Below are 22,168 nucleotides of genomic sequence, written 5' to 3'. Positions count from 1 at the left end.
AGTTCTCTATTAAAAAGTGTTAGTCTTTCATAGTAATCAATCTATTACTCACAACGTAAGGAGAGAATTCTTTTGTCAACGAAACAAGCAGCACATACCAGGAGTATTACGTTCCTCGTACTCGGTATCATTTTTATATCAGCAACATTAAGATCTCCCCTAACATCGGTAGGGCCGATTATTTCATACATTCGAGATGGACTAGCTATATCGAATGTTTTAGCAGGTTTTATAACGACTATCCCTCTTCTAGCATTTGCAATTGTTTCACCGTTTGCACCCAAAATCGCTCGTAAATTCGGAATGGAAATGGCTCTGTTTCTCTCTGTCTTATTGTTAGCTATTGGAATTATTTCACGTTCTATAGGATCCACTACTTTTTTACTTATTGGTACAGCACTTATAGGGATTGCTATTTCTTTTGGTAATGTATTGATGCCAAGCCTGATTAAACTTAAATTTCCTTTACAAGTTGGGTTATTGACAGCAATTTTTACAGTATCGATGAATATATCTGCCGGTATTGGGGCTGGAATAAGCTATCCAATAGCAGCTAGTACTTCATTCGGTTGGCAAAGTGCCCTTGGTTGCTGGGCAATTTTAACCATTATAGCTGCGATTATTTGGATTCCCCAAATTAGGAAGAAAGAGAGTTTGGAGGCAAAAAATGTATTCACAAGCAACAATGAAAAATCTTTATTGCAATCCCCTCTCACTTGGACTATTACATTATGTATGGGGCTACAATCGCTAATATTTTATACAACTGCTGCATGGATTCCAGAAATACTACAATCTCAAGGGATGGAAGCAGACCAATCGGGATGGATGCTATCCATCATGCAATTTGCACAACTGCCAATGACCTTTCTAATTCCGATTTTAGCTGGAAGACTAAAAGATCAGCGAATACTTGTATTAGTATATACGATTCTGTATTTAATTGGATTCGTTGGGTTATTAATGGGAATTAAAACACTTGCTATTGTTTGGATGATTTTCATCGGTTTAGCTGGAGGGGCTTCGTTTGGTCTAGTAATGATGTTTTTCTCACTTCGAACTCGAACACCTATGGAAGCAGCAAATCTTTCTGGAACTGCTCAATCAATTGGATATTTGTTGGCAGCTGTAGGTCCTGTATTCTTCGGTTATATTCATGATGTTACCTTGAGTTGGAATACTCCTATCATTCTGTTTATCGTAACGGCAATATTATTATTCATCTCTGGCATGCATGCCGGAAGAGATTGTTATGTATTTCCGGAAAATTAAAAAAAGGAATCAGCAAATTTCATATGCTGATTCCTTTTTTAGTTGGCTTGAGTATTTATAATGATGGAATTTTGAAAAGCTTTATAGTAAATGTTTCAGATACTTATGAGTAGGTTTACGAATGTGCACTTGACACACGCTACGCATCAGCCTCCGCAGGATGATTCGCATTGCATTACAATAAGCAAAGAATAATTTTAACCATACGTTTAATTTAGTAAGGAGGGCTTTGATAAAAATAATTAGGGGTCTTTTTATCATTAGAAAAGGTTTTATGAAAAATATGTGTTGTTGCTGGTGAAACAGGAGGAATTAACCAAGTCCAGTTCCCCGTTACATCACGGCCTGCATCCATTTCATTTGACTCGAAGCGCTTGAATTGCTGTGCTGCTGTATGGTGATCTACTATACTGATCCCATCCTCTTTATAGGAATATAATACAGCTGCATTCAATTCAACTAATGCACGATCCTTCCAAAGGGAAGCATTAGATTTAGTGTTTAATCCCATCCGTTCAGCAATGGCCGGAAGCATATTATAGCGATAATCATCTGCTAAATTTCGTGCCCCAATCTCAGTACCCATATACCATCCATTAAAAGGAGCTGCAGCATAGGTAATTCCCCCAACTTCCAACTTCATACTAGAGATTATAGGGACTGCATACCACTTCAATCGAAGCTCTTCAAACCATTTATATTCAGGATGACGAATGGAAACCTCTAAGATGTATTCTTTAGGAATCTCAAATAACTTTGGTTGATTATTTTTTATTTGAATGACTATAGGTAACACATCAAAATGACTGTAATCACCTTTCCAACCTAGGTTTTCACATACCTTTGTAAATGGAATTGAATCGGGATCACCAACAACTCCATCCGAGGTCTCATAACCAGCATATCGAATTAACTGATGGTTCCAAATACGAACATCTACAGAAGAAAAAACTGAAATGGTAGGTCTTATTCTTCCCTCATTTGATGCAAACTGAATATGCTCTAATAATGCTTGGAAAATTTCTTCTTCTGTTAGTAAATCTCTCTTATCCTTTACATTCAAGCTTTGCCAAAATAGACGCCCTATACATTTATTGCTATTACGCCATGCCATTTTAGCACCATATGTAATCTCATCTAATGTCTGTTCATAGCAGCCTTTTTTCAATATTTCTTTCTCTATTTCTCTTAAACGGGCTTGTTTTTTTTCATTAGATTGTCCTATTTCATCGTAATACGTATTAATAAAATCTTTCGCTTCTTTTAACACGTCATTCATCCCTTCCACTGTTCCTTACCATCATAAAAGAAACTGTTGAGTACAAACAAGTCCTTAGGTTTATAAAGTTGTGAGGGAATTATGACAGAAAAAGAATATAAAAGTAATTTATTTATTTTGGGCTTGTTGATTTCCGTTCAAGGCGGACGCGTTTCGCCGGTAGTTTTTATCACTTACATTATTTATTATTTTTGAAAATCGTTGAAAAAGGCGACACTCCATCGGGAATAGCGTTAGCCGAAGACCCCACAGTTGAGGGGAAGGCAATATAAGTTCGCCGCATCCTGCTCCTGCGCAATGCTCGTCGCAAAAGAACTTTTGCGGCAACGATTGCATGATCAACATCGTGTTGGGCTAGGAGGCTAAGGCAACGCCCGCGGAAAGGGAGCCGTTTCAACGATTTTCTTATTCGCAACGATTGCATGACCAAAATCTTATTTGCCCAAGCGGTTCGGCGCACGCGATCGGTAAGCTTCGGAAAACCTGATCTATTCAATATAGAAATAATTTCCGGTTTATCTACAGTCTGAATATAAAAGGAATTTATATATAAATTCCTTCTATATTTTTTTAATCTACCATTCGTTTTCTATACACAATTACTGTTAACACTATAAATAGTACTGCCCATACGCTAATAATTCCTAAATTAGAAAGTACGTCAGAAAATTTTGCTCCTTCTTCTACCAAAGTAGCTAGCTCAATAAGTTGAACGCTTGGCATGTATTCTGCAAGTTTTAATATTGGATATTTTTCAGCCCATACCGTAACAAAGGACCCCAAACTAAAAATACCAATGACAGGAAGTACTAAAACAGAAGATTCCATAACTGATTTTGCAATAAGTCCTAAAAGTGTGCCAACCGCAATATAAAATACAGCAGATATAATAATAGCTAATGCAACAAGTGTAATATTTGTCGGATTATATTCGGATAAAAAGGCACTAAAGAAAATAATAACGATCGTTAAAACAAAAGATAATAAACTTTTACCACCAAGAATTTCTAATGTGCTAGCAGGAGATAGCATTAAACTGCGTAGCGTATTTTTTTCTTTCTCTTCTGCTATTAAACAACATTGCACATAAGTTCCAACCATTGCAAATGTCATGTTAATACTCAAAAAGTGTGCTTGAATTGTGTCTAATCCCATACGGCCGTAAATAGCGGCCATGAATAGTGGTAAGAAAATAACAATTGATACTGCCAAATTTCTTGAAAAATCTTTAAAATCCTTTTGAAAAATAGCATTTATACGTTTCCATGAAAAGATCATACTAATTCTCCCCCTGTTACATTTACAAATATATCCCCTAAAGTAGGTTCATTTGAATGAACTGTCACCACTCTGTTTTCTCTCATTAAATGATACATTTCTTCCGCACCTGCTGCATTTTTTGGAAGAACTAGTTTCTCATCATTCGTCAATTCCAATGTTAAAGTATCATCTGCAAATCGTTTTTTTAACTTGCTTGGTTGATCCATTAGCTGGATTTGTCCCTTATTTAGAAAAGCAACACGATTACACAATGTGTCTGCTTCTTGCATATCATGTGTTGTTAAAAATATAGTTGTCCCTCTTTTATTTAACTCCCTTAATCCATTGTAAATATGGAGAGTGTTCACTGGATCTAAAGCAGACGTCGGCTCGTCTAAAAATAATAACTCTGGTTCATGAAGGATGGCTCTTGCTAAAATAACACGTTGTGCCATACCTTTGGATAAGGAAGATACTTTCTTTTTACGTTCCTCTTTTAGATTTACAAAGGCAAGCGCCTCATCAACTCTTCTGATTGGAAGATCGTAAAGTTGGCAATATAATTTTAAATTCTCATATATAGTTAGTCGACCATACAACCCACTATTATCAGTTAGAACCCCAAAACGCTTCCGAGCAGTCGGAGTATTTAGAGTAGATACATTCTCCCCAAAAACAAGTGCTTTTCCTTCGGTTGGCTCTAACTGACCAGTTAAAATTTTGATCGTCGTCGTTTTCCCTGATCCACTTGGTCCAAGAAAGCCAAAAATTTCTCCTTTTTTCACATAAAAATTGACATCTTCAAGTGCTTTAAAATTAGAAAATATTTTTGCTAATCCTTTTACTTCAATTGCATTTTCCATAATCATCCTCCTAATTGTTGGCTGAACATTTCGTATGTACACCCTTAGATTAAGAGATTTACTGTATGAAAACATCTTATTTATGGTGAAAGGAGTCATTTTAGGGTTGAATGGAGCTTATTTTAAGCCCAACATTCCTTTTAAATCCGCCATTTTCGATTTTGATAATGGAACAGACGATTTATTCTGATCTTCTAGTACAAGGCTATAACTATTTCTTGTCCATGTGATGACTTCGCGAACTTTTTGTAGATTCACTATATAGGAACGATGACATCTAAAAAAACCAAAAGGAAGTAGTCGATCTTCTAATTCATTTAATGTAAAACTACAAGGAAAATTTTCTCCTTTTATATGTAAAAATGTTTGCCCTTCTGTACTTTCAATATAATCAATTTCAGGAGGATCAAATAATACAATTTTTTCATTTACTTTCGTCGGGATTTTTTCAAACCGAATAGGTTGGGTAATTTTATCTTCTACATTATCATTAACCTCCGAAAAATCTTCATCTGGATTTTCTTCTTCGGTTTGTAATAGATGGATTCCTTTATCATCTAATCGAAAAATTTTATCGGCAAATGTAACGGCGCTTTCAATTTGACCAGTCAAAATTAATATAGTTTTTTGAGCTGTTCTTAGTTGTTTTAGAACGTTAGTAAATATACGCTTAGATTCCACATCTAAATTTTGATCGAGTTCTTCCATTATGTAAATTTCAGGATCCTGAATAAGTAGGTTTGCTAACTGCACACGTTTTTTTTCAGAGTATGTAAGTTGTTTTAATTTTTTATTTATTTTCGAATCAAGTTGAACTAAACGAACTATATCTTCTATAATCACTTCTGATTTGTATAACTGTCTGTAAAATTTTAATGACTCTTTAACAGTTAGACGTTCGTATACTCCATCAATAAGAAAGAAAAATCCTAATGCTTCATTTGGATTATGTTGAATTTCTCCATTAGATAACAATGTCTTTCTTAATAGAATATCAATAAGCTGTTCACGAACGTTCACACTCGTACATAATGCAACAACCTCACCTGGAACTGTCGTTAAATCAAATGCAGGAAAGACAACAGAATCATATATCTGTTTCTCGGCTTGTAAAAAGTTAAGGGACATTGTAAAACCTCTATTCTATGAATCTTTTTCTTATTATACCAGTAAAAGTATTTTATAATATTTAAAAATAAAACACGAACCTCAGAGGTTCGTGTTTTATATTTATAATGCAATTGCTTGTTTATCCTTATTTTTCTCACGCGTAACTAATTGTATTGCTAGTAAAATCCCAAATACAACTAATCCTACGATATCAGAAATACTTTCTGGATATATTAACAATAAACCTGAGCCTACTGCAAATATTCTCTCAATCCAAGTCACTTTTCGATACCAATAACCAATCATCCCTGCTCCAATTGCAATCATTCCAATTATTGCGGTAAAGAATACCCAAATTATTTCCCAAAATGTTGTATCAATCATTAATAAGGTTGGTGAAAATACAATCATATACGGAATAATAAAAGCAGCTATAGCAAGTTTTGAGGCCTGCACACCCGTTTTAATAGGATCTCCACCCGAAATACCTGAGGCAGCAAAGGCGGCAAGCGCTACTGGAGGGGTTATATCCGCGATAATTCCGAAATAGAAAACGAAAAAATGTGCTGATAATAAGACAACAATTGGTACTGCACTCTGTGGTACGTCTGGTGCTAATAATGCGATTATTGCTGGTGCAGCAATAGTTGATGTAATGACATAGTTTGCCGTTGTAGGAGCACCCATTCCCAGAATAAGGGAAGCGATCATTACAAAGAACAAAGTTAACATAATACTTCCGCCTGCAAGTTTAACTAGGCTCGTTGCTAAGCTTAAACCTAAACCAGTCTTCACTACAACTCCTACTATAATTCCTGCACATGCAGTTGCAGCAACTACACCTAGAGCAGTTCGTGCTCCATCTACTAAAGCATCCAAGATTTCAAGCGGTCCAAGACGAGTATCCTTGTTGATTAAACCAACTATGATGCAGGCCAAAATTCCATATAAAGCAGAGTGGATAACTGGAACTCCTACCATCATAAGAATAATGATTAGGAAAATCGGTGAAATTAAATAGATCTTTTTTAATATCTCTTTCCGATCCGGCATTTGTTCATCTGTTAAACCTTTAAGACCTAATCTTTTTGCTTCAAAATGTGTCATTATCCAAATTCCAGTAAAATACAGTATTGCAGGAATAGCAGCAGCTTTTGCAATATCCCAATATGTTATACCACGTCCGATAAATTCAACCATCAAGAACGCGGCAGCACCCATAATTGGAGGCATTAGCTGTCCACCAGTTGAAGAGGATGCTTCTACTGCCCCTGCAAAATCCTTTTTATAACCAAGCGATTTCATCATTGGAATTGTATAAGCTCCTGAAGTAACTACGTTTGCTACAGAGCTACCAGATATCATTCCTTGCAAAGCAGAAGAGAAAATTGCTACTTTTGCTGGACCACCGATTAACTTTCCGGCTACAGCAACGGATAAATCATTAAAGTATTGTCCTACTCCAGTTTTCACTAAAAACGCACCAAATAATAAGAATGCGAAAATATAGGTAGAAGAAACTGCTAGTGGCGTACCTAATATCCCATCCGTCGTAAAGAACATTAAATTTACAATGTTCTCAATACTTTGCCCACGATGTGCCATAAATGCAGGGAAATAAGGACCTAAATATGCATACACTAGAAACAATCCTGCGATAATTGTGATAGGTAAACCTACTGCACGTCTTGCTGCTTCTAATACTAGGACTATTGCAAGAAGTCCAACGTAAAAGTCAATCCCTTCAAATTGTCCTAAACTCTGAACGAGGCGGTTATAATGAATCGTCCAGTAACTTCCTACTAAAATAGCACCTGCTCCAAGTATAAAATCGTAAAATGGAATTTTAGTTTTCGATAATTTACGACGTGCAGGAAACAGTAAGAATACAAATAATAAACCAAATCCTAAATGGACTGTTCGTTGAATTTGTGCTGGGAACTGACCGAAAATAGCCGTGTATAGCTGAAATAAAGAAAATGCCATTAAACCAAAATAAATGACATATTTTAATATTCCACTTAAAGTACGGGTATTAGATTCTAAATCGTATTTTTCTAAAATGGCCTGCTGATCTTCGACAGACAACTCTTCAAACTGGTTGTTTGGAGATTTTGGGTTCTTCTTATCGTCCATTCAGTCTGACTCCTTTCATTTTTTCAACTAATGATATTTTTTTCACTTCAAATAAATATGACTTTCCTCTAACGAGATTCGTTTTTAAATCAAACATCTTATTTTCATATTTAAAACTTAATGGGTAGTCAACATCACCAATATATAAGGTGAAGTTTTGTAAGTCTGCATCATCATATTGAAGCGTATAAATTCCATCCTGATAGTTTAACTTTTGGCCTTCCTCTGCATAACTGGGCATACCAATCGCAACGTCACTATATTTCATTGACATTAAACGAATTTTGTTTGTATCTTCTACTCTATAACTCTCAATAACATCAGTCAGATGAATAGAATGAGTAAAAATAATTTGAAAGTCTTTCTCTTCACTTATTGGTATGTAATGGAGAACAGGGTTCTCGTTTCTTGTTTCCGTAAAGACAAACACGGTCCACATTGGAATAAATAATAAACTTATAAGCATTATGATTAAACAAGTTGCTATTATTTTTTTCATGAAGCGAACCCCATTTAATGAGTAAAGAGGCACGAAGCTATTCGCAACAGAGCCTCTTTCTCCTGATTATTACTTGTTTACTTCATCAAAATATTTTTGCGCGCCTGGGTGAATTTCAATACCAATACCATCTAAGCCAGTTTCAGCTTTTATAAATTCCCCTTTTGCATGACTTATTTTTTCTGTGTTATCGTAAATTGCTTTTGTAATTTCATATACTAAATCTTCTGGAAGTTCTTTTTTAACAGCTAGCATCGCAAGTACAGAAACTGCTGGAACTTCTGCTTCTAATCCATAAGTTCCCGCTGGAATCTTATCTTTTGCATAATATGGATATTTCTTGATCAATGCATCGGCCTTTTCTTCACTTACTGGAATGATTGTTACTTTATTAGTTGCGTTTAACGCTTCAACAGCACCAGTTGGATAACCTGCTGTAATAAATGCAGCGTCAATTTGTCCAGATTGAATACCATCTGTTGACTCACCGAAATCTAAGTTTTGTGCTTCGATGTCATCCATTGTTAAACCATGAATTTCTAACAATTGTTCTGCGTTTGCATAAGTACCAGAACCTGGAGCACCAACAGAAACTTTTTTACCTTTTAAGTCATCGTATGAAGTAATACCTGAATCAGCCAAAGTTACTAGTTGAATTGTTTCAGGGTAAAGTGCACCTAGTGCAGAAACACTATCTGTTTTTTTACCTTCAAACATTAATGTACCTTCGGTTCCGTAGAATGCAATGTCCGTTTGAACAAAAGCAATATCACCTTCACCATTTTGTAACGCTGTCATGTTTGCAGCGGATGCTTGAGAAACTTCTGCCGTTGTTTTAATATCTGTTTCTGTAGAAATTAACTCAGCAAATGTACCACCAAGAGGATAATACGTCCCTTGTGTTCCGCCAGTTAATAGACTCAAAAATTTAACATCTTCTTTTGTTTTACCAGATTCTTCTCCAGACCCGCTTTCAGAACCATTTTCAGTTGAGCCACAAGCTGATAATATAAATAATGCTATAATACTTAAGATTGCTACCCATTTGAATTGCTTTTTCATCAATTCAATTCCTCCCTTTTCTATATATTATTCCCCAAGTACATTATAATTTTACCATAATTATTCGAATTGCCAACCTATTATATTTATTCACTATTATCACCCTAATATAAATACTAAGTTATGTTAAATTCTATAAAAANTTTTTTTGTTTTTTTATAGAAATTCCAGCCAAATATATTAATATATATTCATTTTTCCACAAAAAAAACATACATAAATCTTATAAAGATTCATGTATGTCCTTTTATAGTATATTTTATGAGCAGCTACCTGGTGTTGAGTTTCTTACTTGAGATCCCGTTTCCCCTCTTAGTAAGTCGCCTTCGGTTGCTTCAATAATTTGATTTGTAACATTGTTAGAGATTGAGTTAGCTACTAACTGAAGAAGACTGTTAACATCTCCTTGTGATTGCTTAAACTCTTGAACAATAGGAATTTCATCAATTTCAGCTTCAATTGCTTCAATTTTTCCTTCAATCATTTTTAGAGCCTTTTCTTTTCCTAAATGTTGAAAGTTTACTGCTTGTTTTTGTAAACTTTTAAGACTGGCAATTTTTTCACGAACTTGCTGGTTTTCATTGATTTGTGCTTCCGCTCTTTTGAAGAAATCTACTTCTTCTGTGTTGGCAATCATGTTAGCTATTTCTTTTGCTTTTTCAATGATTTCGTCTCTTGAATACTTTGTAGTCATTAAATTCCCACCTTTAGTTCATTTGGTACTTCAACTAATTCTCCAGTAAGTGACCATGTTTTTGCTTCCGTAATTTTAACTTGTACTAACTTACCAATAATTTCTTTTGGTCCTTTAAAGTTAACGAGTTTACTTTTTCTTGTATAACCTGCTAGTACATCAGGATTGTTTTTACTTTCTCCTTCTACTAACACTTCTACAATTTGTCCTTCATGCTTTTTCATAGCTTCCGCAGACATGTCATTTACTAGTTTATTTAAACGCTGCAATCGTTCTTTTTTCACTTCCATCGGTACATTATCAACCATTTTTGCAGCTGGAGTTCCTTCTCGAGGAGAATAAATATACGTATAAGCAATTTCAAATCCTACTTCTTTATATAAAGACATGGTCTCTTCAAATTGCTCATCTGTCTCATTCGGGAACCCTACAATAATATCTGTTGATAAAGATGCATTTGGAATCGCAGCTTTAATTTTTTGAACAAGTTCTAAATAATGCTCTCTTGAATATTTACGAGCCATAATTTTTAATATATCAGAAGAACCAGATTGAACTGGTAAATGAATATGTTCTACTAAGTTTCCGCCTTTAGCAAGTACTTCTATTAAATGGTCATCAAAATCTCTTGGATGGCTCGTCATGAATCGAATACGCGCTACATCGATTTTACGCAGATCATCCATTAAATCACCAAAACGGTAATCTAAATCTTCAAAGTCCTTTCCATAGGCATTTACGTTTTGACCTAATAATGTTACTTCTTTATATCCTTGTGCTGCAAGGTGTCTAATTTCTTGAATAATATCTTCTGGACGTCGACTACGCTCTTTTCCTCGTGTATAAGGCACGATACAATATGTACAGAATTTATCACAGCCATACATAATATTTACCCACGCTTTAATAGAACCTTTTCTTACTCTTGGCAGGTTTTCAATTACATCGCCTTCTTTTGACCAAACTTCTACTACCATTTCCTTTGATAGATAAGCCTCGTTTAAAATGTTAGGTAAACGATGAATATTATGTGTACCGAAAATCATATCTACTTGATGGTAGGTTTTCAATATTTTGTTGACTACTGATTCTTCTTGAGACATACATCCACAGACACCGATCAATACATCAGGATTGTTCTGCTTCAAATGTTTTAAGTGACCTAGTTCACCAAATACTTTATTTTCTGCATTTTCACGAATCGCACATGTATTAAGTAAGATTACATTTGCATCGTCCACAGAATCAGTTGGTTCATAGCCTAATTGCAGGAATATACCAGCCATTACTTCAGTATCATGTTCGTTCATTTGACAACCATAAGTGCGAATATAAAATTTGCGATTTTGACCCATCCCTCTAAATTCTTCAGCTATGGCAAAATCGTTATGGTAAGCAACTTCTTCCTTACCTCTTTTTTTTGCTTCTTTTAAGGAAGGTGGTGTATATACAGTTTGAAAATATTTACTATAATCCTTCTCGGATTTTTTGTCCGGAGAATTAGGTTCTTTGACTTGACTACTTAGTAATCGTGATTCTTCGTTCATGAGAACGCTCCTTTCTTTCATTCGTAAATAGCACGAATATCCATCCTATTATTATACTTAATAGCACTCCATTGCTACAAGGTATAAAGCTTAAAAGTTGTAAATTAGACACACCAATAGCACATACGTCTTAGTTATACTTGACCGGTATCGGTTCGGTTTCACGAAATCCAGTATAATCTGATGAAAACAGATAAAAAGACTACCGATTTATATCGGCAGTCTTCCATATCACATAAAATCTTGTAACAATGCGTTAAATTCTTGTTCACTCATTTTCAAGTTTTGATCAACAAGTGGAGTTTGTGCGTATCCAGGTGCTTGCTCTTGATAAGATGGAGCATTCTCATTTTGATAAATGATTCCTGTGACTAGCCCTTCCGTTTCCATTACGACTTTTAGTGCATCTTCTCTACTAGTATGATCATAACCTTCAACGTTAGAAAGCTTTGTTAAATGTTCTTTGAACCAATCATACGTATTTACTTTATTGTATGTTACACAAGGGCTAAATACGTTAATAAAAGAGAAACCTTTATGGTTAATACCAGCTTCAATGATTGCAGTTAACTCTTTAATATCTGACGAAAAACCTTGAGCAACAAATGTAGCCCCAGAAGTTAAAGCTAATTCAAGCGGTTTTAGTGAAGGTTCAATTGCTCCACCAGGTGTTGACTTAGTTTTAAATCCTTCCGCAGAACGTGGAGAAGTTTGCCCTTTTGTGAGACCGTAAATTTGGTTATCCATTACTACATATGTTAAATCAATATTACGTCGAATCGAGTGAATAGTATGGCCGATTCCGATAGCAAAACCATCACCGTCTCCACCAGAAGCAATGACGTGAAGATCCTTGTTCGCCATTTTTAAACCTTGAGCAATAGGAAGTGCTCTCCCATGAATACCATGAAAACCATAAGAGTGTATATATCCTGAAATTCGTCCAGAACAGCCAATACCTGATATTACGGCTAAATCATGGGGTTGAATGCCTACATTTGCTGCTGCACGTTGAATAGCTGCTTGAACAGAAAAGTCACCACATCCTGGGCACCAGTTTGGTTTTACATTATTACGAAAATCTTTAAATGTCACCATCAGTTAAGCAACTCCTTTACTTGTTTTTCAAGCTGTAGAGGTAAGAAAGGTGTTCCATCATACTTCGTTACAGGGATGACTTTATCATGCCCACCAACATTCATTTTTAAGATGTTTGCTAATTGGCCGGTAGCATTATTTTCAACTACAATTACTTTCTTTGCATTCGCAACAAGTGGCTGTACTTCATCAACTGGGAACGGGTGAATTAACCGAATATGGGCATGATTCACTTTTAACCCTTGCGCAATAAATGTTTGCTGTAATTCTTCTAGCACACCTCTTGTTGAGTTAAATCCAACAAATAAAATATCTGCCTCTTCATAAGGAGCACTTACATAGACAGGTTCATTAAAGTTAATATTTTTTAACTTTCCAAGACGTTTGTCCATTTGTGCTTTACGATTTGTAGCAGCTTCGGAAGGTTTTCCTGTTTCATCATGTTCTACGCCTGTTACATGGTGAATAGCATGTTCTGTACCTGGTAGAACTCGTGGTGAAATACCATCCTCTGTAACTTCAAAACGTTTGAAGTAAGCTTTATCCTCCGCCACAGGAATTTCTTCATTTTGAACTAATTTACCACGACGGATCTCAATTTTAGAATAATCAAATGGCTCAACAGTTTGTTTACCAAGTGAAAGTTGTAAATCGGATAAGATTATGACAGGGCATTGAAGTTCTTCTGCAATATTAAACGCTTGAATTGTATCAAAAAATGCTTCTTCCCCTGTACTTGGTGCTATAACCACTTTTGGTATTTCCCCATGTGTACCATAAATCATTTGCATTAAGTCAGACTGTTCTTGTTTTGTTGGAAGTCCTGTAGAAGGTCCTCCACGCTGAGTATCTACAATAACAAGTGGTTGCTCTGTCATACCAGATAGCCCGATTGCCTCCATCATTAAAGATAGCCCTGGTCCTGCTGATGCGGTAAATGCACGTACACCTCCATAGTTAGAACCTATAGCCATTGTTGCTGCGGCAATTTCGTCTTCTGTTTGAATAACTGCTCCACCAAATAGTGGTAGCTTTTTAATCATATATTCCATAATTTCAGAAGCTGGTGTAATTGGATAAGCCGCCATGAAGCGTACTCCTGCTGCTAATGCTCCAAGTGCAATAGCATCATTTCCAATCATAAACATACGATGTTTCCCATCAGCTGCAACTAGTTCCCATTCCCCTAATCGGTCCCCTAATTGCTCTGCCATTATATCAAAGCCTTGTTGAATAGCTTGCATATTTTTTTCTACTACTTCTGTTCCTTTTTTACCGAAAATCTCATCTACTACCCCTTGGAACACTGCTTTATCTAAATTTAATAGAGCGGATGTTGCCCCAATTGCCACCATGTTTTTCATCAGGGAAGTACCAAGTTCAGCTGCAATCTCTGTAAATGGAACTATATACATAGGTGCCAAACAATCTTCAGGAGATACTGGAGAAAACTTAGAATCTGCTAAAATAATACTTTTCTCTGTAAGTTCTTTGTAATTAACATCAATTGTTTCTTGATCGAATGCTACTAGTATATCTAAATCATCTGGTATTGTACGAACTTGCTTAGGACGTACACAGATTTTATTATTCGTATGTCCACCTTTAATACGAGAAGAGAAATGACGATATCCGTAAAGGTAATATCCAAGGCGATTCATCGCCATTGAGAAAATTTCACCAGTACTTTCAATACCCTCTCCTTGCTGCCCGCCTACTTTCCAAGAAAGTTGTTGCAACATATAAACATCTCCTTACTATCTGGTTGAATGCTTTTTTCCTTCATTAGTTTATCATGAAGTAGTCATATTCACTATGTATTCAGTGTATTTTTAGTGAAATTCAGACCTTTGACGGAATTTCACCGTCACAATTTATTCAGAAAATCACTTATGTATAACATTTGCTCATAAGTAAAGCCGCTACAAATTATGTAGCGACTTTGTGGTATTTGACAATATCTATATTCAAAGAAAGCACCTCAAGCAAATTATGAACGCTTATCAGTTAATCAACACTTTGAATTTATTTTGTCTTTTTTTCTACCAATAACTTCAAAGCAGTTCGATCTTCACCTGAAATAATAATATCCGTGAAAGCAGGCGAACAAGTTAAATCAGTACCACTCGGTGCGACAAATCCTCTTGCTATGGCAATAGCTTTAATTGCCTGATTTAATGCACCAGCTCCTACTGCTTGCATTTCTGCATACCCTTGTTCTCTTATTACTGCTACTAAAGCACCTGCAACGGAATTTGGGTTTGAACGAGAAGATACTTTTAAAGAATCCACTATCATTTCTCCTTTTATCGCTAGATTATGAACTTGCTTTCGTCCATAATCTAACGTATGCATCGGAGTATTTTTTTAGACGCTTTAGCCTTTAAACGGATAGTCATCGTTTATATAAACACGCTCTTGATAAATTGCTTTCCCTGTAGCACTATCTACCTCTACAAAAAAGCCACTTAATACAGAACGCCCACTTTTTGGAACTTCAAAACGAGTTGGCATATTCGTTTGAAATCGATACAATACATCTTCTTTTTTCATACCTAGTACTTCATCGTATGGTCCAGTCATACCTACATCTGTAATATAAGCAGTACCTCCAGGCAGAATACGCGAATCAGCGGTTTGCACATGTGTATGTGTGCCTACGACAACTGATGCTTTTCCATCTAAATGCCAACCAAATGCAATTTTTTCACTAGTTGCCTCCGCGTGGAAATCCACGAAGATAATCGGAGATAATTTTTTTGCTTCTTCTACTAACTCCGTCGCTTTTTTAAATGGATCATCATGAGGAGGTAAGAAAGTTCTACCATGTATATTTATAACTGAAATAGTTTGCCCATTTTTAGTGATAGATGTCATCCCTTTACCTGGTGCTTCCTCTGAAAAGTTTGCAGGTCGAATTAAATAGTCAGTATCATCGATAAAGTCCATGATTTCTTTCTGATCCCATGTATGATTACCCATTGTTACGACATCAACACCCATGTGCAATAAGCCTTGGAATATATTTCTTGTGATCCCTCGACCCGCTGCAGCATTTTCACCGTTTGCAATTACTACGTCGGGATTATATTTTCTTTTAAGTCTTGGTAAATAACTTTCTAATGTATCTCTTCCTATAGATCCAACAATGTCACCAATAAATAATATTTTCAACTTCTACTTCCATCCTCTCTCACGAAAAAAAGGCTTCTTTTAGAAGCCTTTTTGTATTCGTAGTAAAACTCTATTATCAAACTGAATGAGAGCGTTTGTCAACAATTTGTACTATTTTGCGTATTCTACTGCTCTAGTTTCTCTGATGACAGTTACTTTAATATGTCCAGGGTAATCTAGTTCTTCTTCGATTCGTTTACGGATATCTCTTGCCAAACGATGAGCAGAAATGTCATCTATTTGATCTGGACGAACGATAATACGAATCTCTCTTCCAGCTTGAATAGCAAATGATTTTTCAACGCCATCGTAAGACTCTGAAATTTCTTCTAGTTTTTCTAAACGACGAATATAGTTTTCTAATGTCTCGCTTCTAGCACCAGGTCGTGCTGCGGATAATGCATCTGCAGCTGCAACCAATACCGCTATAACAGATGTTGCCTCCGTATCTCCATGATGAGAAGCAATACTATTAATAACTACTGGATGCTCTTTATATTTCGTTGCAAGTTCGACACCGATTTCAACATGACTTCCTTCAACTTCATGGTCAATAGCTTTTCCGATGTCGTGAAGTAAGCCTGCTCGTCTCGCTAGAGTTACATCTTCACCAAGTTCTGCTGCAAGTAAACCAGCTAAAAATGCTACTTCGGTTGAATGCTTTAATACGTTTTGCCCATAACTTGTACGATAGCGAAGTCGACCTAAAATTTTCATTAAATCTGGATGTAAATTATGAACACCTACATCAAATGTAGTCTGCTCACCGATTTCACGGATTTGTTCATCCACTTCTCTTCTTGATTTTTCTACCATTTCCTCAATACGTGCCGGATGAATACGACCATCTTGTACTAATTTTTCAAGTGCCAAGCGGGCAGTTTCTCTACGTATTGGATCAAATCCTGATAGAATAACAGCTTCTGGCGTATCATCAATAATCAAATCAATACCAGTTAAAGTTTCGAGCGTACGAATGTTTCTACCTTCACGACCAATGATACGACCTTTCATTTCATCGTTTGGTAAATTAACTACAGAAACGGTTGTTTCTGCAACATGATCGGCTGCAAAACGTTGTAATGCTAAAGAAAGAATTTCACGAGATTTTTTATCTGCTTCTTCTTTTGCTCGTGTTTCAGATTCCTTCGTCATTACAGCAATATCCGTAGCAAGCTCATTTTCTACTTCTTGAAGAATTATCGCTTTCGCTTCTTCACGTGTTAAAGTAGAGATTCTTTCGAGTTCGCTTTGTTGCTTATTCACTAGCTCGTCCACTTTACTTTCTTTCTGTTCGATATGCTGTTGTCTTTCGGTTAGAGCATCTTCTTTACGCTCAAGACCTACTTCTCTCTTGTTTAGAGCATCATCCTTACGATCAAGATTCTCTTCTCTTTGTAATAACCGATTTTCCTGTTTTTGCAGTTCCATTCGGCGTTCACGGATGTCAGATTCTGCTTCAATTCGTAATTGGTGAGTTTCATCTTTGGCTTCTAATAGTGCTTCTTTTTTTAATGCTTCCGCTTCTCGCTTTGCTTCATCTAAGATGAGTGCAGAAGATTGTTTTGCACCAGTCACTTTTGAATCGTTCACTTTTTTCAGATAAATATAACCAACAACGGCACCGACGAACAGACCAAGCAAAGCGGAGATGATAATTTCCAATAATAATGGCATTCGAACACCCCCTATTTGCTATTCTTTTTAAGTTTCAGTCGGCACAAATATGCAAATGCATATTGCCTATTTCATCATAGTATTAGTAAAGAAATTATACAATTTTAATTGTATAGATGTAGAAATACTCTGTCAAGGAATCGGAAGGATAATTATGAAAGAAAAGCGCTAATCTCGTCCCTTAGAAGGAATATCTGTTATTAATCGTTATCGTAATTCTTTGGATATAATGGTTGCTTTCTCATTCGGCAGATTATTAGGAGGGGGGTACCTCACTATCCCCCTCTTTTTTATCAGTAATTTTGTAAATATAGTCTCTAATCATTAACTTTAGTAAATTGGATACTAGAGAAGTGGAATCATTATGTTCGCTTCATAAGTTTTCTACGTTGAAGTTATTCTATGACTCTTGTTTGTTGATTAATTGAAAAAAGAAAAAAGTCTCCCATAAAATGAGAGACTTCTTTTTTATTCTTCATCTAATAATAATTCAAATTCTTCCTCTTCTTCTTCTGGCTCATGTCCTGCAATAGTATATGAAGCTGCAGTCATTCCAAGAGATTCGCGGATTTTTTGTGAAATTTCATTTTTAATAGCAGGATTTTCTTTAAGGAATTGTTTTGCGTTTTCTCTACCCTGTCCTATACGTTCTTCATTGTAAGCATACCAAGAACCGCTTTTTTGAATAATGTCCATTTCGGAACCAAGGTCCACAATTTCTCCTTCTTGAGAAATTCCTTCCCCATACATAATATCCACTTCTGCTGTTCTGAATGGTGGAGCTACTTTGTTTTTTACAACTTTAATCTTCGTTTTGTTACCTACAATATCTGTACCTTGTTTTATCGCTTCTGCACGTCTAACTTCCAAACGTACGGAGCTATAAAATTTAAGTGCACGTCCACCTGGTGTAACTTCTGGATTACCAAACATCACGCCTACTTTTTCACGAACTTGGTTGATGAAGATTGCAATAGTATTTGATTTATTAATAGCTCCAGAAAGCTTACGTAATGCTTGTGACATTAAACGAGCTTGAAGACCAATATGAGAATCTCCCATTTCACCCTCAATTTCAGCTTTAGGAACTAGAGCAGCAACAGAGTCAATAACTAAAATTTCAACTGCTCCACTACGTACTAATGCCTCAGCTATTTCTAGTGCTTGTTCTCCCGTATCCGGTTGAGATAAAAGGAGTTCATCGATATTTACACCTAGTTTTTGAGCATAGACAGGATCTAGCGCATGCTCTGCGTCAATAAAAGCCGCTTGGCCTCCAGTTTTTTGAACTTCAGCAATTGCATGTAGTGCAACTGTAGTTTTACCAGAACTTTCTGGACCGTATGTCTCAATTATACGACCTCTTGGGTATCCACCTATTCCTAAAGCTGCATCAAGTGCTAAAGAGCCACTAGAGGATGTTGAAATTTCTCTATCTGTTTTTTCACCAAGTTTCATAATTGAACCTTTACCAAATTGTTTCTCTATTTGTTTTAAAGCCATTTCTAAAGCTGCTTTACGATCATTAGCCAATTGTTTTCCTCCTCAAAAGAAAGTCTGTTTTTATTTCTATCTCTACTATACTAGGTGTTTGAGAAATATTCAAGAAAAAAGCGAACGTTTATTCGTTTATTTTTAACAACAATTTAATTTTTGGACTTAAAAACGACTCAAAATTGAATTTTGGGTCGTTTTTCATAATGAAAATAAAATTAAATTGTTTTAAAACCTTGTTCGCGAAGTAATCGAATTAAGTAATGAATAGTAAATTTCACAGCTCTCAGTCTATTAGTGTTTCTCATACCCGAAAGACTTAACTTATACGACACTGGTGCCATATCATTTAAAGCAATACCTATCCAGACAGTGCCAGCCGGCTGGCCACCATGAGCATCTGGTCCAGCTGCCCCTGTTATGCCAACACCAATATTTGTATTAAATTTTTCTTTAATACAATTAGCCATAGCCTCAGCACATTCTCTAGATACTACCCCAAATGAGTCTATTATTTGCTGATCTACTCCAAGTTGATCGACTTTGATAGACTCGGTATATGTAATCATACCTCCAACTAATACTGCACCCATTCCTTTAACTGCAGCAATTTCGGATTGAAATAATCCTGCAGTCATGCTTTCTGCGGCAGAAATAGTTAATTGATTTTCAACTAGTATCTCTTGAAGCTTAGAGGCTAAAGAGTCGTCATTGTACCCATATACATATTCACCTACACGGTCAAAAATCTCTTTTTGAAGAACCTCAATCTTTTCCCATGCTGCAGCTTCTGAATCACTTTTAGCTGTCAAGCGTAACGTAACTTCCCCATCTGAAGCGAGTGGAGCCAATGTAGGGTTTGTTTGGTTATCTAATAAGTCCTGTACCCGCGTTTCCAGTTCTGCTTCACCAATACCATAAAAACGCATTACATGAGACAAAATAACCGTTTCTTCATTGAGTAATTTTAGCAGTAATGGTTTTGCTTCAAATTGGAACATAGGCTCCATTTCTTTTGGTGGTCCAGGTAAAAGGATATACGAGAGATTCTCTGATGTAAGTAGCATCCCGGGAGCCATCCCATTCTTATTCGGCAATACTGTACAGCCTTCAAGTACTAATGCTTGTTTTTTATTATTTTCGGTCATTTCACGGTTCATTCTTTTGAAAAAGTCTTCGATATAAAGTAACGCTTGTTGATCAAGTACCAATTTTTTGTTTAAATGAGCGGAAATAGTTTCTTTTGTTAGGTCGTCTTTTGTAGGTCCTAAACCACCTGTGAAAATAATTAAATCTGCACGTTCTTCCGCGATTTTAATCGAATCGAGTAAGCGTTTCGGATTATCTCCCACTACCGTGTGAAAATAAACATCGATTCCTAATTCAGCAAGTTGGGAAGAAATAAATCGGGCATTCGTATTTGAAATCTGCCCTAACAATAACTCTGAGCCTACAGCAATTATCTCTGCTTTCATCTAACAATACTTCCTTCCTATCACTTAGAATCAAGTAACACTCTACGATTTAAATAGAAGTAATCAAACCCAGACCATAAGGTGAAAATGAGACATACATACAACATAATCATATCAAATGGGATAGAGAACATTTCAAAAAAGACATTCCCTAATAACAATGAAGATATTGCAATGATTTGTGTCCACATTTTAATTTTACCTAACTGGTTCGCAGCAACTACTTCTCCTTCGTTTGCAAGTATTAAACGTAGTCCTGTTACTGCAAATTCACGACTAATAATTAATATTACTACCCAAGCAGGAGCCATTCCAAACTGAACTAATATAATAAGAGCTGCAGAAACTAATAATTTATCTGCTAATGGATCTAAAAATTTCCCCATATTAGTTACGAGATTATATTTTCTCGCGTAATAACCATCAATAAAATCCGTAATGGATGCAATGATAAAAATAATCGCTCCAATTAAATGACCTAAAGGAATTGTAGCTCCGAGGAAGCTAACATCCCCCCAGTTAAAATCTACAAGCATAAAAAACATAAATACTGGAATTAAAAAAATGCGAAACATGGAAATTTGATTTGGAATATTCATTTTCATTTACGACAAACTCCTTTCTTATAAGACCAAAAAGCCATCTAAATAGATGGCTATTTGTTGAACTGTATCACTAAATTTTGAGTAGTACTATCTGATTTAAATTCAACTGCTTGATCGTTTATAGATACTGTATTTCCAGGTGTATGACCTAAACGGATTCGCACTCGTGTTAATGCACTTGCATCATACTCGAATGTTTCACCTGCATTAACTGCTTGATCAACTAAAATTTTGTTGTCCTGGTCTCTAATATTCAGCCAGGTTTTATTTGTTGCAACAATTTTAACTAAATAAGACTCTGCACCAGTTAAATCATATGTTGTTGTTTCACCTTGCGTTTCTACAAATGTTAACTGTTGTTCCGGCTTAGTTTCTTCAACAACTTCTTCTTGTACTTCTTCGTCTGGTTTTTCTTCCTCAGTTGGTGTAACTGGATTCTTTTCCTCTGTAGGTGGTTTTGTTTCCAGAGTTAAAGCGTTATCAGTTTCAGCTGGATCCGTTTCATCATTCTTAGGTGAATTTTGAAATAAAAACCATAAAATCACTATAATAGCGATAGCAAAAAGTGCAACTACTAGCATCGGAAAAACTTCCATAAACTTGCCCGTTGAACGACCGCCTAATGATCTTCGAGAAGGCGTTGTAGTTATATTCTTTGATACTTCTTCATTCATCGGTGTTGGAATCTCCGATTTATAAGTATCTAATAGTTCATCCCCGTTTAAACCAACGGCTTCTGCATATTGCTTAATAAAAGCACGCACATAGAATGAACCAGGCATAGTCGCATAATTTCCTTCTTCTATTCCAGCCAAATATCTCTTTTGTATTTTTGTGATTTCTTGTAAATCATCAATACTAAATCCTTTTGCAATTCTCGCCTCTTTTAAGCGAGCACCTAGTTCTGTCACTTAAAACACCTG

General features: G+C 35.8%; 19 protein-coding genes. 1 reads left to right on the top strand and 18 read right to left on the bottom strand.

Translation table 11 applies throughout. From position 1 onward, the window contains the following. Nucleotides 1-72: 72 nt before the first annotated feature. Complete coding sequence (locus AN959_RS06720) at nucleotides 73-1,272, top strand: MFS transporter (RefSeq protein ID WP_253278887.1); 1,200 nt, start codon at nucleotides 73-75, stop codon at nucleotides 1,270-1,272. A gap of 214 nt (nucleotides 1,273-1,486) precedes the next feature. On the opposite strand, the gene AN959_RS06715 is transcribed toward AN959_RS06720, so the two are convergent. The 18 genes from AN959_RS06715 to AN959_RS06630 all read right to left on the bottom strand — a co-directional run bounded on the left by AN959_RS06715 (nucleotide 1,487) and on the right by AN959_RS06630 (nucleotide 22,156). Next, nucleotides 1,487-2,551 (bottom strand): nitric oxide synthase oxygenase, encoded by a 1,065-nt coding sequence (locus tag AN959_RS06715; protein ID WP_056830276.1) that lies wholly within the window; start codon nucleotides 2,549-2,551, stop codon nucleotides 1,487-1,489. 570 nt (nucleotides 2,552-3,121) lie between these two features. Further along, on the bottom strand, nucleotides 3,122-3,829 hold the full coding sequence (locus tag AN959_RS06710) for an ABC transporter permease (protein WP_056829357.1): 708 nt from the start codon (nucleotides 3,827-3,829) through the stop codon (nucleotides 3,122-3,124). Then, a complete protein-coding gene (locus AN959_RS06705) occupies nucleotides 3,826-4,674 on the bottom strand; it encodes an ABC transporter ATP-binding protein (RefSeq protein WP_056829356.1) in 849 nt (282 codons plus the stop codon). The genes AN959_RS06710 and AN959_RS06705 overlap by 4 nt, the downstream gene beginning before the upstream one ends. A 117-nt stretch (nucleotides 4,675-4,791) precedes the next feature. Beyond that, on the bottom strand, nucleotides 4,792-5,802 hold the full coding sequence (locus tag AN959_RS06700; RefSeq protein ID WP_056829355.1) for a LytTR family transcriptional regulator DNA-binding domain-containing protein: 1,011 nt from the start codon (nucleotides 5,800-5,802) through the stop codon (nucleotides 4,792-4,794). 102 nt (nucleotides 5,803-5,904) lie between these two features. Beyond that, nucleotides 5,905-7,920: a TRAP transporter permease gene (locus AN959_RS06695; RefSeq protein ID WP_056829354.1), complete on the bottom strand. Its 2,016-nt coding sequence runs from the start codon at nucleotides 7,918-7,920 to the stop codon at nucleotides 5,905-5,907. Further along, nucleotides 7,910-8,419 (bottom strand): DUF1850 domain-containing protein, encoded by a 510-nt coding sequence (locus AN959_RS06690; RefSeq protein WP_056829353.1) that lies wholly within the window; start codon nucleotides 8,417-8,419, stop codon nucleotides 7,910-7,912. The genes AN959_RS06695 and AN959_RS06690 overlap by 11 nt, the downstream gene beginning before the upstream one ends. Nucleotides 8,420-8,488: 69 nt before the next feature. Further along, nucleotides 8,489-9,481 carry a TAXI family TRAP transporter solute-binding subunit gene (locus tag AN959_RS06685; RefSeq protein ID WP_056829351.1) on the bottom strand — a complete coding sequence of 331 codons (993 nt, stop codon included), beginning with the start codon at nucleotides 9,479-9,481 and terminating at the stop codon, nucleotides 8,489-8,491. Between the two features lie 259 nt (nucleotides 9,482-9,740). After that, on the bottom strand, nucleotides 9,741-10,175 hold the full coding sequence (locus tag AN959_RS06680) for a RicAFT regulatory complex protein RicA family protein (protein WP_053589909.1): 435 nt from the start codon (nucleotides 10,173-10,175) through the stop codon (nucleotides 9,741-9,743). After that, nucleotides 10,175-11,722, bottom strand: coding sequence for a tRNA (N6-isopentenyl adenosine(37)-C2)-methylthiotransferase MiaB (miaB, locus tag AN959_RS06675; protein ID WP_056829349.1), 1,548 nt, complete (start codon nucleotides 11,720-11,722; stop codon nucleotides 10,175-10,177). Before miaB ends, AN959_RS06680 begins: the two co-directional genes overlap by 1 nt. A 231-nt stretch (nucleotides 11,723-11,953) precedes the next feature. Further along, nucleotides 11,954-12,820: a 2-oxoacid:ferredoxin oxidoreductase subunit beta gene (locus tag AN959_RS06670; RefSeq protein ID WP_053589911.1), complete on the bottom strand. Its 867-nt coding sequence runs from the start codon at nucleotides 12,818-12,820 to the stop codon at nucleotides 11,954-11,956. Continuing rightward, a complete protein-coding gene (locus AN959_RS06665) occupies nucleotides 12,820-14,562 on the bottom strand; it encodes a 2-oxoacid:acceptor oxidoreductase subunit alpha (RefSeq protein WP_056829347.1) in 1,743 nt (580 codons plus the stop codon). Before AN959_RS06665 ends, AN959_RS06670 begins: the two co-directional genes overlap by 1 nt. Nucleotides 14,563-14,845: 283 nt before the next feature. Beyond that, nucleotides 14,846-15,112, bottom strand: coding sequence for a stage V sporulation protein S (locus AN959_RS06660; protein WP_053589913.1), 267 nt, complete (start codon nucleotides 15,110-15,112; stop codon nucleotides 14,846-14,848). An 84-nt stretch (nucleotides 15,113-15,196) separates the two neighbouring features. Further along, a complete protein-coding gene (locus AN959_RS06655; protein WP_053589914.1) occupies nucleotides 15,197-15,994 on the bottom strand; it encodes a TIGR00282 family metallophosphoesterase in 798 nt (265 codons plus the stop codon). 111 nt (nucleotides 15,995-16,105) lie between these two features. Beyond that, complete coding sequence (gene rny, locus AN959_RS06650) at nucleotides 16,106-17,671, bottom strand: ribonuclease Y (protein ID WP_156316784.1); 1,566 nt, start codon at nucleotides 17,669-17,671, stop codon at nucleotides 16,106-16,108. A 468-nt stretch (nucleotides 17,672-18,139) separates the two neighbouring features. Beyond that, complete coding sequence (gene recA, locus AN959_RS06645) at nucleotides 18,140-19,204, bottom strand: recombinase RecA (protein ID WP_256363917.1); 1,065 nt, start codon at nucleotides 19,202-19,204, stop codon at nucleotides 18,140-18,142. Between the two features lie 179 nt (nucleotides 19,205-19,383). Next, complete coding sequence (locus tag AN959_RS06640; protein ID WP_056829346.1) at nucleotides 19,384-20,640, bottom strand: competence/damage-inducible protein A; 1,257 nt, start codon at nucleotides 20,638-20,640, stop codon at nucleotides 19,384-19,386. A 20-nt stretch (nucleotides 20,641-20,660) separates the two neighbouring features. Further along, nucleotides 20,661-21,239, bottom strand: a complete 579-nt coding sequence (gene pgsA, locus AN959_RS06635) for a CDP-diacylglycerol--glycerol-3-phosphate 3-phosphatidyltransferase (RefSeq protein ID WP_056830273.1) — start codon at nucleotides 21,237-21,239, stop codon at nucleotides 20,661-20,663. A gap of 56 nt (nucleotides 21,240-21,295) precedes the next feature. Continuing rightward, entirely contained in the window at nucleotides 21,296-22,156 is an 861-nt protein-coding gene (locus tag AN959_RS06630; RefSeq protein WP_053589916.1) for a helix-turn-helix domain-containing protein, read from the bottom strand. Between the last annotated feature and the right edge of the window lie 12 nt (nucleotides 22,157-22,168).

Origin of the sequence: Psychrobacillus sp. FJAT-21963 (assembly GCF_001420585.1) — a bacterium.
GTDB lineage: Bacteria > Bacillota > Bacilli > Bacillales_A > Planococcaceae > Psychrobacillus.
Note: the sequence above shows the minus strand (reverse complement) of the source record. Positions and strands in the feature narration are given on the sequence as shown.